Origin of the sequence: Streptomyces sp. B21-083, assembly GCF_036898825.1 — a bacterium.
GTDB lineage: Bacteria > Actinomycetota > Actinomycetes > Streptomycetales > Streptomycetaceae > Streptomyces.
On record NZ_JARUND010000001.1, the window covers coordinates 3,483,665 to 3,497,564 of the forward strand.

The 13,900-nt window shown below is 67.9% G+C and carries 15 protein-coding genes; 6 read left to right on the forward strand and 9 right to left on the reverse strand.

Annotation, left to right across the window (positions count from 1 at the left end):
• Positions 1-184: 184 nt before the first annotated feature.
• The 9 genes from QA861_RS15570 to QA861_RS15610 all read right to left on the reverse strand — a co-directional run bounded on the left by QA861_RS15570 (position 185) and on the right by QA861_RS15610 (position 9,612).
• The gene (locus tag QA861_RS15570; protein WP_334588923.1) at positions 185-970 is read right to left on the reverse strand and encodes a response regulator; all 786 of its coding nucleotides are present in this window, start codon (positions 968-970) and stop codon (positions 185-187) included.
• The gene (locus QA861_RS15575) at positions 957-2,297 is read right to left on the reverse strand and encodes a sensor histidine kinase (protein WP_334588924.1); all 1,341 of its coding nucleotides are present in this window, start codon (positions 2,295-2,297) and stop codon (positions 957-959) included. Before QA861_RS15575 ends, QA861_RS15570 begins: the two co-directional genes overlap by 14 nt.
• A 32-nt stretch (positions 2,298-2,329) precedes the next feature.
• On the reverse strand, positions 2,330-3,220 hold the full coding sequence (locus QA861_RS15580) for a DUF5936 domain-containing protein (RefSeq protein ID WP_334590563.1): 891 nt from the start codon (positions 3,218-3,220) through the stop codon (positions 2,330-2,332).
• A 17-nt stretch (positions 3,221-3,237) separates the two neighbouring features.
• On the reverse strand, positions 3,238-4,179 hold the full coding sequence (locus QA861_RS15585) for a type II secretion system F family protein (protein WP_334588925.1): 942 nt from the start codon (positions 4,177-4,179) through the stop codon (positions 3,238-3,240).
• Positions 4,180-4,297: 118 nt separating this feature from the next.
• Positions 4,298-5,644, reverse strand: coding sequence for a TadA family conjugal transfer-associated ATPase (locus QA861_RS15590; protein WP_334588926.1), 1,347 nt, complete (start codon positions 5,642-5,644; stop codon positions 4,298-4,300).
• Positions 5,645-5,709: 65 nt separating this feature from the next.
• Positions 5,710-6,099: a TadE/TadG family type IV pilus assembly protein gene (locus QA861_RS15595; protein ID WP_334588927.1), complete on the reverse strand. Its 390-nt coding sequence runs from the start codon at positions 6,097-6,099 to the stop codon at positions 5,710-5,712.
• Positions 6,096-7,730 carry a CpaE/TadZ family protein gene (locus QA861_RS15600; RefSeq protein ID WP_334588928.1) on the reverse strand — a complete coding sequence of 545 codons (1,635 nt, stop codon included), beginning with the start codon at positions 7,728-7,730 and terminating at the stop codon, positions 6,096-6,098. The genes QA861_RS15595 and QA861_RS15600 overlap by 4 nt, the downstream gene beginning before the upstream one ends.
• A 119-nt stretch (positions 7,731-7,849) precedes the next feature.
• Positions 7,850-8,569, reverse strand: a complete 720-nt coding sequence (gene cpaB, locus QA861_RS15605; protein ID WP_334588929.1) for a Flp pilus assembly protein CpaB — start codon at positions 8,567-8,569, stop codon at positions 7,850-7,852.
• Positions 8,570-8,715: 146 nt separating this feature from the next.
• Entirely contained in the window at positions 8,716-9,612 is an 897-nt protein-coding gene (locus tag QA861_RS15610) for a hypothetical protein (RefSeq protein ID WP_334588930.1), read from the reverse strand.
• 351 nt (positions 9,613-9,963) lie between these two features.
• Between QA861_RS15610 and QA861_RS15615 the strand changes: the two genes are divergently transcribed.
• The 6 genes from QA861_RS15615 (at position 9,964) to QA861_RS15640 (ending at position 13,784) form a co-directional block, all read left to right on the forward strand.
• Positions 9,964-10,218: a hypothetical protein gene (locus QA861_RS15615; protein ID WP_334588931.1), complete on the forward strand. Its 255-nt coding sequence runs from the start codon at positions 9,964-9,966 to the stop codon at positions 10,216-10,218.
• 320 nt (positions 10,219-10,538) lie between these two features.
• Positions 10,539-11,042, forward strand: coding sequence for a hypothetical protein (locus tag QA861_RS15620; RefSeq protein WP_334588932.1), 504 nt, complete (start codon positions 10,539-10,541; stop codon positions 11,040-11,042).
• Positions 11,043-11,125: 83 nt separating this feature from the next.
• Positions 11,126-11,422, forward strand: coding sequence for a barstar family protein (locus QA861_RS15625; protein WP_334588933.1), 297 nt, complete (start codon positions 11,126-11,128; stop codon positions 11,420-11,422).
• A 17-nt stretch (positions 11,423-11,439) separates the two neighbouring features.
• On the forward strand, positions 11,440-11,907 hold the full coding sequence (locus QA861_RS15630; RefSeq protein WP_334588934.1) for a hypothetical protein: 468 nt from the start codon (positions 11,440-11,442) through the stop codon (positions 11,905-11,907).
• Between the two features lie 181 nt (positions 11,908-12,088).
• Positions 12,089-12,748, forward strand: a complete 660-nt coding sequence (locus tag QA861_RS15635; protein ID WP_334588935.1) for a hypothetical protein — start codon at positions 12,089-12,091, stop codon at positions 12,746-12,748.
• A gap of 46 nt (positions 12,749-12,794) precedes the next feature.
• Positions 12,795-13,784 (forward strand): hypothetical protein, encoded by a 990-nt coding sequence (locus QA861_RS15640; RefSeq protein WP_443041558.1) that lies wholly within the window; start codon positions 12,795-12,797, stop codon positions 13,782-13,784.
• Positions 13,785-13,900 lie beyond the last annotated feature (116 nt).

Below are 13,900 nucleotides of genomic sequence, written 5' to 3' on the forward strand. Positions count from 1 at the left end.
ACCCGGCTCCCGCGTCCCGCTGCCTGCCCTGCATCCGAGAGACGACAGTCCACGTCCACCTGTTGAACCTGTCCACTGCGCCTGCCCTTCCGCCGAACACCACTACCGACCCGGCCACCGTACGTGAAAGACCCTCTACTCCGCGTGGGCCCATGGGCCCAACTTCCCCCCGCGGTACGCCCCATCACTCCCACCCCTCCCGAGCCGTACCCAGCCATCGGGCGATCGCTTCGCTCCGTGTCGTACTGTGCAGCTTTGCGAAGATGCGGTTGATGTGGTTCTTGACGGTCTTCTCGCTGATGAAACAAGTGGCGGCGATTTGCTGGTTGTTCACCCCTGCCGCGATGAGATCCATGACCTCCACCTCCCTTGAACTCAGGCCGAAGTCCGGGCGGTTGCGGTCACGGACAGCAAGTGTCGTCGCGTGGCCCAGCCGGGTCTTTGGAGTCTGCCGCAAGACTGCCATAGCTGGTTGCAGGTGCGAAGAGACTTCGTTCGGTTCGTAGGAAACGCCGAGCGAATCCGCCACCGCCGGGCCCGGGGGTGAGGTATGCGGACCCTTCGCCGGCTGTGCCGTCAACCGGGCTCCTCTTCCCACCGCCCGTACGGCCTCCGTCAACTCCTCCGTCGTAAAGCCTCCGTGGACCAGGTAGCCCGACGCGCCCCTGCTCAGCGCCTGTCTCACCACCTCCGGCTCGCTGCTGTACGTCAGCATCATCACGGGGGCCAGTCGCGCCAGTTGGGGTAGGGCTGTGAGGCCATCCGTGCCGGGCATGCGTACGTCGAGCAGGACCACGTCGGGGTGCGCTCGCTCCGCCGCCGACACCGCTTCGGTGCCGTTGGACGCCTCCGCGACCACCTCGATGTCCTGGTGGCCGCCGAGCAGCGCGGCCAGTCCCGCCCGCACCACCGGGTTGTCGTCCGCCACCAGAACTCTCAGCGGGTCCGGCCGCCGTTCACCTGTGGACATGGGATGCGGCCTCCTTCCGGGGCCGGGGGCTGGGTACGTAGTCAAGGCCGGGAGACCGCACGTCCACGCGGATCTCCGTGCCTCCTTCCTCGCACCGGCTCAGGTGAATCACGGCGCCCAGCGTCCTCGCCCGTTCCACCATGCCCAGCACGCCGAAGTGGCCTGATCTGGCGCTCTCTTCGAGGTCCAGGGGGGCCGGGAGGCCCACTCCGTTGTCCCGGATGTGGAGCGTCATGCCCTCCCCGGACGACTTCGCCTCCAGGGTCACCCTCGTCGCGTCGGCGTGCCTGCGCGTGTTCTCCAGTGCCTCCGACACGATCGCCAGGAGGTGGTGGGCGGTTCGGTGCGGGAGGGTGGCGAGCTGTCCGGGCCGGGGCACCAGGGTTGTACAAATTCCCGTGTTCCGCTCGAACTCCGCTGCCCTGTGGGCCAGTTCAGCGGTCAGGTCTACGTCCGGTGCCGTCAGGTCCGTGTGGTGGCGCAGGTCGGTGAGGAGTTCGCGCGACTCCGCTGCGGCGCGGCGGGCCGCCGAGGCCACCAGGGTCGCCTGGCGGCTCACCACCTCCGGGTTCGCCCCGTCGCCCGACGAGGTTGCCGACAGGGCCTCCGCCGCCAGTGCCAGGCCGTGCAGGGTCTTGGCCACCGAGTCGTGCATCTCCCGTGCCAGGCGGGCCCGTTCCGAATCCACCGCCTCGGCAACCGCCAGCCGGGAGTTCGCCTCCGCCAGTGCCTCGCTCGCCGTACCGAAGCGGAACATCAGGTTGCGCAGCGTGACGCCGATGATGCCGGCGCCGATGCAGAAGCCCGCTATGAGCAGGGTGCTGGTGCCGGTGCCCGGGCGGTGTTCCCAGGCTCGGTGGACCGTGAGGAGTGCCACCAGTTGCAGGCCCGTGAAGACGCCCGAGCCGCGCCAGCCGTAGAGGAGGCCCGCGAGGAGAGGGGTGCAGACCGTGGCGTAGGCGAGAGGTGAGGCGGGGGACGCGGTGAGGAGGAGTATCGCCGCGAACGTCAGGTCCGCCGCCATGAGGGCGGGGTGGGCCAGGAGGCGGGGGGCCAGCCGGTCCCAGTCCCGGTACATCGCGTACGAAGCGGTGATGCCCAGGACCGCCGCCGCCAGGACCGCGTAACGCGGGGGCCCATCCGCCGTGTTGGTCATGGCGAAGGGGGTGCCGAGGGCCAGCATCGTCATGCGTACGGCGAACGTCTGGCGGCACAGGGCCTGGAGGGCGTTCAGTTGGAGGCGGACGGTGGCGGGGGCCGGGGCGTCGTCGGCCAGGTAGCCGGCGGTCGGGTCGTAGCCCCGGCCGCGCTTCACACGACGTCGCATGTCCGTCACCCACGCCTTCATCGGCATCGCCCTCAACGTCCCAGGATCGAGCCGAAGTTCGTACCCGAGCCGAGGAACATGCCGGTCGCGATGAGGATCATCGTCGCCGGGAGCATGAACACCAGGGTGACGAGAGTTGCCTTGGGGATCGTCTTCGCGGCGCGGCGGCGGGATTCCTGGGCGTCCGTGCGGCGCATGTCGGCGGCGATCTGGATCAGGGTCTCGGCGATCGGGGAGCCGAGTTCCTCGCCCTGTTGGAGCGCCGAGACGAACTGGGCCACCTGCTCACTGGAGTTGCGCTTGCGGAGCTGGTCGAAGGCCTGGCGGCGGCTGACGCCCATGTCCATCTGGCGCAGGGTGATGCGCAGTTCGTCCGCCCACGGGCCCTCGTACTTCTCCGCCACCCTGTCCAGGGCCTGACGGAAGCCCAGGCCCGCCGAGACAACGACCGCGAGCACGTCCAGGAAGTCGGGGAGTGTGCGGTCGATTACCTCCTTGCGTTCCCGTACCGCCTGCCAGATCGCCAGGTCCGACGCGGTCGCCCCGAACGCGAACGTGACAGCAGCGAGGAGCAGTTGGCCGTTCGAGAGGAAGATCAGGCCCATGAGGACGCCGAAGGAGACGTAGACCGCCCGGCGGGCCGCGTAGCGGGTGATGGTCAGGCCGCCGGGGTTGCCCGCCATGTCGATGCGGAGGCGTTTCGCGTCGACCCGGCGGGGGCCCATCAGGCGGAGGACGAGGGGCGCGAAGCGCATGCCCATGCGGTCGACCGCCGAGTCCGCTTTAGAGACCCGGGTGCCGCCCACCTCCAGGGCGAGGAGCAGGTCGGAGGGGAGTTTGACGTCGGCTCGGATCATGCGGATGCCCAGCAGGGCGCCCGCGACCGCGATCGCCATCAACAGGGCCAGTAGCAGTGGCAGCAGCACAGTGAACTCCCCCCTCACACTTCGATCTTGCCCAGGCGGCGGATGAGGAAGAAGCCGACCGTGTACAGACCCAGGGAGAGAAGGATCAGGCCCTGGCCCAGGGCGGAGCCGGTCACCTTCTCCAACGCGCCCTCGTTCGAGGAGTTGATGAGGAGGAGGGAGCCGAGGCCGAGGCAAGGGACCGTGAAGGCCGTGGCGTTGACTTCCGACAGCATCGTGCGGACCTCTCGACGCGTCTCCTTGCGGTCTTCGAGGGTCTGGGTGAGGTTGCGCAGCGAGCTGACCACCGATCCGCCCGCCTTGTTGGCCAACACCAACGTGGTGACGAGTACGACCAGTTCGCGGGACGGGAGTCGTTCCGCCAGCTCGCCCAGTGCGTCGTCGACCGTCCGGCCCAGGCTCAACTGGTCGGCCACGCGTGCCAGTTCCTCGCCCGCGGGTGCTTCCAGTTCCTCCGCCGCCATAGCCAGCGACGTACGCAGTGCGAGGCCGGCCGCTGTCGCATTGGCCAGCAGGCGTGCCACGTCGGGGAGTTGGTTGATGAACGCCTCGATGCGTTTCTGGCGTTGCCAGTTGAGGAAGATCGCCGCGCCCCAGATCGTCACCAGCGCGGCGATCGGGCCGAAGAAGGGGGCCAGTACGGCTGCTGCCAGCAGCCACAGCGCTACGCCGACCGCGGTGACGTATGTGAAGAACTCGCCTGCTGTCAGGTCGAGTCCGGTCGCCGAGAGGCGCAGGTGGATCGTGCGGCCGAGGCGGGTGCGGCGCAGCCGGCGGTCGACGGTCGCGAACCGGCGTACGCGGCCTGCCGCCGTGTGCAGCGCGCCGCCGCCGGAGAGACGGTCTTCGAGCTCCTGGCGCTGGGCGCGGCCGGTGGCGTACGTGTGCACGCCCGCGACGGCGAGTGTGCAGCACAGCATGGTGGCGCCCAACGCGAGCGGGACCGAGTTGTTCATGGCTTCTCGCTCCGCACGGTCGTCCTGGTGGTCGTAGGTGTGGTGGTCGTAGGTGTGGTGGGGCGCATGGTCAGGCGCGGGGTGGGCCGGGGTTTCGTCGGCTTCGTCGTCCGGGGGTTCATCCGATGGCCTGCCTCGTGTCCGTCACGTCGAGCACCTCGGCCACTCCGAACGCCGGTGGCAGCGACTCGTTCGCCAGGTACAGCTTCTCGGCGACCGGGCGCGGCACCGGAAGGTGTTCGAAGTAGCCCTGGGCGCGGCGGTCGGGGCCGGTCGGACGGGTGACGTAGCGGGAGACGGTCACGATGCGGAACTGTTCGCGGCCGTGGGAGACGAGCAGGGCGATCTCCGCCACGCGGCGGGAACCGTCGACGTGGCGGGCGAGTTGGACGACCACGTCGACCGCCGAGTTGATCTGGTCCTTCAACGCCTCGAAGGGGATCATGACTTCGGACATCGAGCCCAGGGTCTGCAGCCGCATCAGCGCGTCCTCCGCCGAGTTGGCGTGGACGGTGGCCAGGGAGCCGTCGTGGCCGGTGGACATCGCCTGGAGCATGTCGAGGGTCTCACCGCCTCGGACCTCACCGACGATGATGCGGTCGGGGCGCATACGCAGGGAGTTGCGGACCAGGTCGCGGATGGTGACCTGGCCCTTGCCCTCCACGTTCGGCGGGCGCGATTCGAGGCGGATCACGTGTTCCTGCTGGAGCTGGAGTTCGGCCGAGTCCTCGATGGTGATGATGCGTTCGTGGGCGGGGACCAGGCCGGAGAGGGCGTTGAGGAGCGTGGTCTTGCCGGTGCCCGTGCCGCCGCTGACGATGACGTTGAAGCGGGCCCGGACGAACGCCGCGAGAAGCATCAGCATCTGCTCGTCGAGCGAACCGAGGCCGATCAACTCGGGGAGTGTGTAGGCGCGGGGGAAGCGGCGGATCGTGAGGGTCGGGCCGGTGAGGGAGAGGGGCGGGATGACGACGTTGACTCGTTCGCCGGTGGGCAGACGGGCGTCGACCATCGGATTCGACTCGTCCACACGCCTGTTGACCGTCGAGACGATCCGCTCGATGGTCTGCATCAGCTGCTCGCTCGACGCGAAGCGCATGGGGAGTTGTTCGACGCGACCCGCTCGTTCCACGAAGATCGAGTCCGGGCCGTTGACCATGATCTCGGTGATCGACGCGTCGGCGAGGAGCGGTTCGAGGACGCCCAGGCCGAGGGCTTCGTCGACCACCCGCCGGATGAGCTGCGAGCGTTCGGCGGAGGAGAGGACCGGGCCCTCACGGCTGATGATGTGGCCGAGGACGCGTTCCAGGCGGACGCGGCGTTCGGCCGCCGCGAGGCTCGACATCTCCGCGAGGTCGATCTCTTCGAGGAGCTTGGCACGGTAGACGGCGACGAGGTGGCCGTCCTCGCGCGCGGTTCCGTTGCCGTGGTCGTCGGCGGAGGCTATGCGGGAGCGCAGGCTCATGGTCTCGGTCTCAACTCCTCTCCAGTCAGCATGTGTTGCTCGGTCGGTCGGTCAGTGGTCTGAGGTCAGCCGTCTTCGTCGTTGGGCATGGTGGCTCTGCGGGTCACAGGCCAGGAGTCGAAGATCGGGATGATCGCGGGGACGGTCACGGTCACGGTCGCGGTGGTCGTGTCCCCCGCGCCCAGCGGTGCGTCCACCTGGGGGTTGAGCCAGTCGCTGACGGAGGCGATACCCGCCGCCTGTCCGTCGCCCCCGAGAGAGGTCGCCCGGGCCGCCGCGCGGGCCCCCGTACCGGCTTGGTTGATGCCGTAGCCGATCAGGCCGAGCTGGATGCAGGCCAGGCCGATGACGATGAGGATCGGGAGGAAACCGGTGAACTCCAGAATGGAGGAACCCCGGTCTCTCTCTTCCCGGACGCGGTTCGTGAGTCGGCCCCGAAGGCTCCTCGTCCTCATCCGTCCCCGTCTCCCTCCAGCGCCGCCCCCGCTTCGCCGTCAACCGTCCAGTTGACGTCGAACCCTGGGAAGAACAGCGGAACTTGGGCACTGACGGTGGCCTTCATGACCTCGCCCTGGGGGCCGCAGTTGATGGCGGCGCCGTTCCAGGCGCCGGGGAGATGCTCGCCGCCCGCGCTCTCGCAGGCTCCCTCGTAGCCGCCGGGGTCGAGGGCGTACGCCGCTGTGGCCGCGCGAGCCGCCTCGTCGGCCGCGTTCCCGGCCAACGAGTACGTGTAGCCGTACAGCACGCACTGCCACAGGATGCTCATGACGACGAGCAACAGCGGGAACATGCCCGCGAATTCGAGGGTGATCGCCCCTCGGTCGCCGCCCTTCTCCGCTCGCCGCCGGAGCGTCAGTGAGCCCCGGTCGGACGTCGACGAAGACTTACGCCGTCTGCCACCGCCCCCCTCATGGACGACGACGAGCCCCAACTCCGCCGCCAGCGCCCACAGCGCCTGCTTGACCGTCGACCTGCTGTCCAGGTCCTGGAGCCGTCCGGCGTCCACGACGCCCTGAAGTTCCTTGAACGCGGCGGGAATCGACGCGCGGGCGACCTTGGTGCCGGTGACCTTCTCGACGAGCGAGGGCTGGATCTCCGTACCCTTGGACTGCCTGTTGACGACAGTCAACGTCTCCTCGGCCTTACGGATCTGGAGGCGGTCCCAGAGACGGACCATGCGTTTGGCGGCGCGGACGGCGACGACGTCCGGGGTGACGAGGAGCAAGGCGTGGTCGGCCATCTCGACGGCGGCGGCCGTGGCCGAGTCCATCCGGGCGCCGCAGTCGACGATCACGACGTCGTGGCGGGAGCGCAGGACGCCGAGGATCTGGCGGGTCACGCGGTCGGTGACCTCCTCGCCGCGTTCGCCCTCGGCGGGGGCGAGGAGCAGGCCGATACCGGTGTCGTGGGTGAAGACGGCGTCCTGGAGGACGCGTGGGTTGATGTCCGTGATCGCGGCCAGGTCGGCGACCGACCTGCGGAACTGGACGTCCAGGTAGGAGGCCACGTCCCCCGACTGGAGGTCGAGGTCGAGCAGGGCGACCGTATGCCCCGACGCCCGTGCCGCGAGGGCGAGTTGGACGGCTGTGACGGTGGCGCCGACGCCACCCTTCGCGCCGGTCACGGTGACGACCGTACCGCCAGGACCCGCGTACAACTCCGGTGCGCTGCTGCCGAGATGGCGCCGCATACCCGACGACCAGGCCGCCGCCGCCTGTACGCGCTCGGCCAACGCCTCGTAGCCGAGCGGGAGTTGGACGATTCCCCGGGCGCCGGAGTCCATGGCGGCGGTGAGGACGCCGGTGCTGGGGTCGGCGGTGATGAGGACGACCCCGACCGCCGGGAAGCGCATCACGAGGTCGCGTACGAGGTCGAGGGCCGGGACCGGCCCTATCCGCTCGTGCACGAGGACGACTTCCGGCAGCTCGTCGAGGGACTCGGCGGCCAGCCGGGCCAGCGTGTCGAGCAGCGCGGTCGAGTCGCCGACGGGCGGGGCGGGTTCGGCGTCCGGGAGCCGGCTGAGGAGGGTGCTCAGGGCGCGGGCGGACTCGACGTCGGCGGTCGCGGGAAGGATGCGGATGGTCATCGGCGCGCCCTCGGCAGGCCTGTCTGCGACTGGGACCGGGGCTGTCGCTGCGACCGTCGTCGGGGCTGTGAGTGCGACTGCGGCTTCGGCTTCGTACGTACGGACCTCATGCCGGCCTCCTACTTGTCCTTCTCGAGGGTGTACGTACGGTCGGCGGCCCCGGGAACGGCCGTCAGTTCGCCGCCCGCGACGAGGGACAGTCGGACGTGCTGGGCAAACGACTCGGCGTACGCGACACGTTGGGCGTCCGGCGTCTTGAGCGCGAAGGTGATCGGGACGGCCTCCGTCGACGTCCGCTGGCGTTCGTTGCTCGACTGTCCCGGTTCGAGGGCGGTGATCTTGCCGACGTCGATGACCCGCGCGTTCGTGACGAGCAGCTTGGCCTCGTCGACGCCCTTCTCGCTGTCCTTGGACTCGAAGGTGGCGTAGATGTTGACGAGCGACCCCGGGTCGATCTTTCCGGCCACACCCGTCGACGCGTCGATCATGATCGCGATCTCCTGCTCACCGGCGGCCAGCGCGGGCCGGTCGACGATCATGTCCGTCTGCAGCAGGGAGCCCTTTTCCAGCCGGGTCACCGCGACCTTGCCGCGGATCTGGGAGACACGCGTGACGGCGGTCTCCGACAGCCACCGCTTCGGCATGGAGATCTTCTCGAACTGGTCGGCCGTGAGCTCCTTGTAGGGCGCGATGTCGCTCCTGAGGCGGTACGCCGTCACCTCCGGGCCGACCTTGGAGTTCACGTCGCGGATCACCGAGAGCACTCCGACGAAGGCGCCGATGGCGCACAGGACCGAGAGGACCAGCAGGATGACGCCGCGGCGCTGGCGCGAGTTCACTAGATCTCACCTCATGGGGGGGCTTACCGGGTAGTGGGGCGGGCCTGCTTTGTCTGCCGGGGGTCCGGGGGTTGCCCCCCAGGGGGATGCAGCATCACGCGGACAACCTCGATCGGGGGTGGGGACGGACACGTCTTGTACGTCTCTTACGTCGTACCTCGGGGCAGTGCTCGTACTGTTGTTCCTGTTGCTCCTGCCGGGGTTCCTGCCCGTTCGAGGGCCGCGGGAAGCTCCGGAGGCGGGGCGAGTGATGCGGCGCAGAATCCGCAGCGGTCCCCGATGAGTTCGAGGCCGCACCAGTGACACTCCTCGCGGCGTACGGAGGAGACCAGTTGGTAGAGCACGGAGACGTCGTGCAGCCCCGCCGCGAACTCGACGATCTTCCCGGTTCCCCACCAGCGCGGGGACTCCGCGGGCAGCGGAACGGGGGCGACTCCCTGCACCCGCCAGGCGGGTGCGAGGGTCGAGGTGACCCAGTCGGAGGGCGCCTGCCCCTGCGCGACGAGCAGCCGCGTCCCGAACTCGGGCCCGGCCAACTCCTCCTGGCCCACCCGTACGAGCTGGGCTCGCGGATTGGCCAGTACGGCGAACTGCGCGCCCGGCACCCAGGACTTGGCGTGCGACTTCAGTGACACCGGCACCCGGTCGAGCTTGGCGACGGAGCCGAGATGGGCGCCCGCGTAGATGTAGTGGGCGAGCAGCCGGGCGGACGAGGCCAGCACGCCGGGGCTGAAGTCGCACATGGAGAGCTGCCTCAACTGCTGGGCGAGCAGGGCGACTCCGAGGGGCGGCAGATCGACGGCGAGCAGCGCGATCCGGTCGCTCTCCAGGACGGAACGCACGGTGTGCAGCCGCCGGGTGACGGCCGCGTCCGTGGACGCCGGGTAGAGGGCGATGACGTACCCGTGCTGTTCGATGAGTGTGTGCATCCCCATGAGGGCGCCGTCGAGGCTGTCGAGAGACGGGACGGCGGCTGGCGGGGTCTGCCGGTCATGCGGTGGGAGCACCAGATCGGAACTGGTGACGGCTATCGCGGTCGGCACGCTGCACACCACCCCGTTCACTGCGGCGGGGTGGTCGGCCACCGCCTCAGATCGCCCCTGTGACGTCCTCTTGCATCAGCACCTTATCCACGGCATGGCCCGCTCAACACCGAATCTTCGAGATCAACTAACGGAAGGTGGAGCTTGATCGACGGAGAGTAAGGCGAATATGCCACAAGTCGGGTGCCGGGGAGAGTAGTTGCCGAGGCGCCCACACCGAAGCCGACGCCCTCTCCGGGGGCAGGTCTGCCAGAATTCTTCACACCTTCGACAACTTCACGGGTAAACCTCGGCGCCGGAACTGTGGCCTCCATCACAGCGCGAGGGGTTCGCACCTGATCCACTGACCGGATGATCGGTCTGATACTCCGCGTCCTGCCCTGGTACATCCGCGAGCCCGTGGCCATCTCCATCTGCCTCACCCTCTGCGGCGCCTCCTTCTACTGGACCATCCAGGACGGAGGGTGGGCCAGATTCGGCTTCGGCGTCCTGTTTCTCGCCATCGCGGTCCTCCGGGGGGTCATCCTCAGAGGGGAGTTGAGATCGTGGCGGGCGGCCAGGAAGGGCACTGCCGCTCCGGCTCCTGCTGTGAGCGACGGCGGTTGACGCTTGCCTCGGGGGTGAGCCGGGCGACACCTACGGGTCGGCACGGCTACCAGGCCGTGACCGGGGCATGGCCGTTGACACAGTGTGCAACCTCGCCAACCTGGCGAACCCTCCGGTGCGACGGATTTCGTCTGGCCCGTCAGCACAACTGCCACACGGGGGAGGCTGCCGTGAAGTGCCGTTCACTGGCCGTTGCAACCGCAGTCGCCACGGCAGGAGCCCTGCTCCTGACCGCCTGCAGCGACAGTGACGGCAAGTCCGAAGCCACTGACAAGAGCTCCGGGTCCGACACCGTAGTCGAGTCGTCGGCGTCGCCAAGCATGAGTGCGCCGACCTCCGTCGGGCGTCCTAAGATCGAGCTTCCGTCGGATGTCACAGACAAGTTCGAGAACTGGCAGACCGGCGACGAGGCCAAGGACGCCGCCCTCGCGGAGACCGCCCGGCGTATCGATGCGACGAACGATGCCATCCTGCGTGGCGACACCGGCGCGCCGACCCTCTCCCTCTACTACCGGGACAAGGCACTCGACGACGCGCTCGAATGGGTGCAGGCGTATCTCGACGCCGACATGACCTTCACCGGGACGACTCGCTATTACGCGCCCAAGGTGACCTTGTCGGGCAACTCGGAGGCGTCCGTCGTCTACTGCGCCGATGAGAGCAAGGGCTTCAACAAGGACCGGAAGACCAACAGGGTCGACCGGCGCCCTTCGAACGAGAGCCCGTACGTGCTGTACACCACACATCTGCGGAAGAGCGGGCGGGGCGTGTGGCAGACCAGCAGTCTGACCTCGAAGCGGGGGGACAGGACCTGCGCCGCGTAAGCGGGTTGAGCAGAGTCAGGGCCGGCTAGAGCCTGTCTCTTTGACCGGTCAGTGACTCGTGATGGACTGGTTAGCCTGATGCGATGACGGACAGCGAGCTGATCGTTGACCTGCGCGGTCGGTTGATCGAGACACTCGACGACTTCTGGGATGCAGTTGCCGAGCCGTGCGGGCTGCCAGAGTGGTTCGGCCGGAACCTGGACGCGTGGTCGGACACGATTGAGACCCGGGGTATCTCTGAGGTGATCGACAGCCACGACATCCTGATCGTGCATGTCGACCAGCAGGGCCTCTTCGACGGGCACCGGCAGGACGCCAACATCCTGGCCAGCATCTTTGACGGACAGCAGAACCGGCTCGTCGTCCACGCGCTGGCCTGACGAATCCGTCGGACGCCTTGCTCAGCGCCGGGTCCAGATACGTCTTCGACTGGCCCAAGACAGGCGACGCGGACAGGGACGCGGTCCTGAGGGACAGCAAGCAGTTCATCAAGGCGGTGGACATGGCCATCGCCAAGCAGGACCCACTCAACGAGGCGTACCTCGTCTACTCCGAGGGCGAAGCGGCCGCCGGGAGTGAGAAGTTCATCCGGGAGTTCGTGGACTACAGGGACCGCATCACAGGCACCAAGCGGTACTTCGCCGCCAAGGTGAACGTAACCAGCGGCAGAACGGCTGGCCTTGTCTACTGCGAAGACCAGAGCAAGGCGTACAACATGGACCTCAAGACCGGCAAGACGAATGTGACCGTGGCGTCGAAGGACAGCTACGTCCTCTACAGCAGCCGGCTACGGGTCAAGGGGAGTGGCATCTGGGTCACGGAGACCCTCACATCCCAACGGGGAAGTTCTGTCTGCCAGCCCTGAGAGTGCGGCCGTGGTGCCCGTAGGCAGGGATCGGGGCACGGGCGAGCGGCTAGCGCGCCCGCAGGACCGGCGGTCGAACTTTGCCGTTGCCACAGCGCAACCTTGACAACCTGGCGGAACCACCGGTCCCACCGATAGCGTCTTGATTTTGCTAGTACATCTGTCTCACGGGGAGTCCACTGTGAAGCGCCGCTCTTTGCCCGTTGCTGCCGCGCTGGTCGCGTCCGCCGCCCTGCTACTGACCGCCTGTGGCGGCGACGAGGGCGAGTCGAAGGACAACGACAAGATCGCCGGGGCCGACACCGGCGAGACCTCGGCATCGCCGACGGCGTCCGCCTCCGCGTCGGCTGCCTCCGCCGGTCGGCCGAAGATCGAGCTGCCGGCGGATCTGTCGTACTCCTTCACTCCGGAGGAGACCGGTGACGCCGTCAAGGACGCTGTCCTCAAGGACAACGCGGAGATGATTCGCGCGCTCGACGCAGCCATCGTCGCCCAGAACCCTCGGCTTCCCGCCCTGGAGTTCTACACAGAGGGCGAAGGTGCCGTGGCCGCCCAGCAGTGGGTGAAGGAGTTCACGGATGCCAAATGGACGGTCACCGGCGCCGTTCGCTACTTCGACCGCCAGGTCACCATCAGCTCCAAGGAATCCGCTTCGCTGAGCTACTGCGCCGATGAGAGCAAGGGTTTCAGCAAGGTCATCAAGACCAACGAGATCAAGAAAACGCCCGTCAGCAAGGACAGTTACGTCGTCTACGGCGTTCAGGTGCAGAAGAACAAAGACGGCGTGTGGGAAACCTTGAAGATTCAGTCAACTCGTGGAGCTGACAGGTGCCAGCCATGACCCGACTCCTTCGACTTGGCGTGACCATGCTGATCGCAGGAGCGATCTGCGTGTCCGTAGCCCCCTCCGCCATGGCAAACAAGACTCCTCCTCCCGGGGGTCGGTCGGTAATGACCCGAACACGAACACCGCGGGCGGACGGGACGGCGACACCCTCTCGGCAACCGCTGGTGCTGTCGTCTACGACCGTTCCAAGAATGGGTCCGGGCAGTCGGCCGGGCCTGTTGCGGCTACCACGGCCTGGACGCCGCCTGCTTGTTGGTATGCGCCGACGTATACGCCCGCGGAGTTGCAGAAGGTCAAGGAGCCGGTCTGGGAGGCCGATTCCACGGGGTATCAGTGGGATGCCGAGCAGCGGAAGAAGTACCTCGACGAGGACGATCACTCGAAGGACTTCAACAAGGACAAGACCGGCAAGGGTTACTGGTGGGGGTCCTACGTCAACAAGTCCTATCCGCCGGGCTGGGACGCCTGCAAGGAGGACTACTTCTGGGTGGACACCGGCGCCGCACCGCCCGCGGGCATCCAGAACGTCATCACCCCCGAGATCCTGGCCGGACTGGCCTACAACGAGATCCGCGTACCGGGCACCAAGGTGACCCTCGCTCCCGCCGGTGCCACCAAGGTCAATCTCCCGACCTGGGCCTGGCTCGACGCGGCGCAGTTCAAGCCGGTCTCCGTCACCGCGTCCGTCCCGGTGCTCGGTATGACTGCCACCACCGTCGCCGAACCCGTTTCCCTGCGGATCGAGCCCGGTACCGCCGACGCGCAGGTCTACCCCGCGTCCGGTGTGTGCACGTTCGTCAACGGGCGCATCGGGGAGCCGTACGCCACCGGGAAGGCGGGTCAGACCCCGACCTGCGGGGTGAAGTACCTGCGCTCGTCCGGCAACGGGTCCTACCCGCTCCGCGCCACCATCACCTGGAAGATCCACTGGACCGGCACCGGCGTCAACGCCCCCCAGGCACTGCCCGACGGCGAGTTCGGCGCCGAACAGGCCGTCGTCGTCCAGGAGATCCAAGCCGTCAACCGCTGAGGGGTGCCTATGGGGGCCAGGTAGGCCTCCATAGGCCCCGACGACGCGCCCAAAGCGGTGCCACGATTCGGTCGGTTGTACTGCGTACTACCAACTACCGCTGACATAGCAGGTGT

Excerpts from the sequence above, each read along its gene's own strand:
- QA861_RS15595 (WP_334588927.1), bottom strand. The coding sequence starts at position 6,099 with ATGAGGACGAGGAGCCTTCGGGGCCGACTCACGAACCGCGTCCGGGAA.
- QA861_RS15570 (WP_334588923.1), bottom strand. The coding sequence starts at position 970 with ATGTCCACAGGTGAACGGCGGCCGGACCCGCTGAGAGTTCTGGTGGCG.
- QA861_RS15600 (WP_334588928.1), bottom strand. The coding sequence starts at position 7,730 with ATGACCATCCGCATCCTTCCCGCGACCGCCGACGTCGAGTCCGCCCGC.
- QA861_RS15615 (WP_334588931.1), top strand. The coding sequence starts at position 9,964 with ATGATCGGTCTGATACTCCGCGTCCTGCCCTGGTACATCCGCGAGCCC.
- QA861_RS15620 (WP_334588932.1), top strand. The coding sequence starts at position 10,539 with ATGAGTGCGCCGACCTCCGTCGGGCGTCCTAAGATCGAGCTTCCGTCG.
- QA861_RS15575 (WP_334588924.1), bottom strand. The coding sequence starts at position 2,297 with ATGCGACGTCGTGTGAAGCGCGGCCGGGGCTACGACCCGACCGCCGGC.
- QA861_RS15625 (WP_334588933.1), top strand. The coding sequence starts at position 11,126 with ATGACGGACAGCGAGCTGATCGTTGACCTGCGCGGTCGGTTGATCGAG.
- QA861_RS15585 (WP_334588925.1), bottom strand. The coding sequence starts at position 4,179 with ATGAACAACTCGGTCCCGCTCGCGTTGGGCGCCACCATGCTGTGCTGC.
- QA861_RS15590 (WP_334588926.1), bottom strand. The coding sequence starts at position 5,644 with ATGAGCCTGCGCTCCCGCATAGCCTCCGCCGACGACCACGGCAACGGA.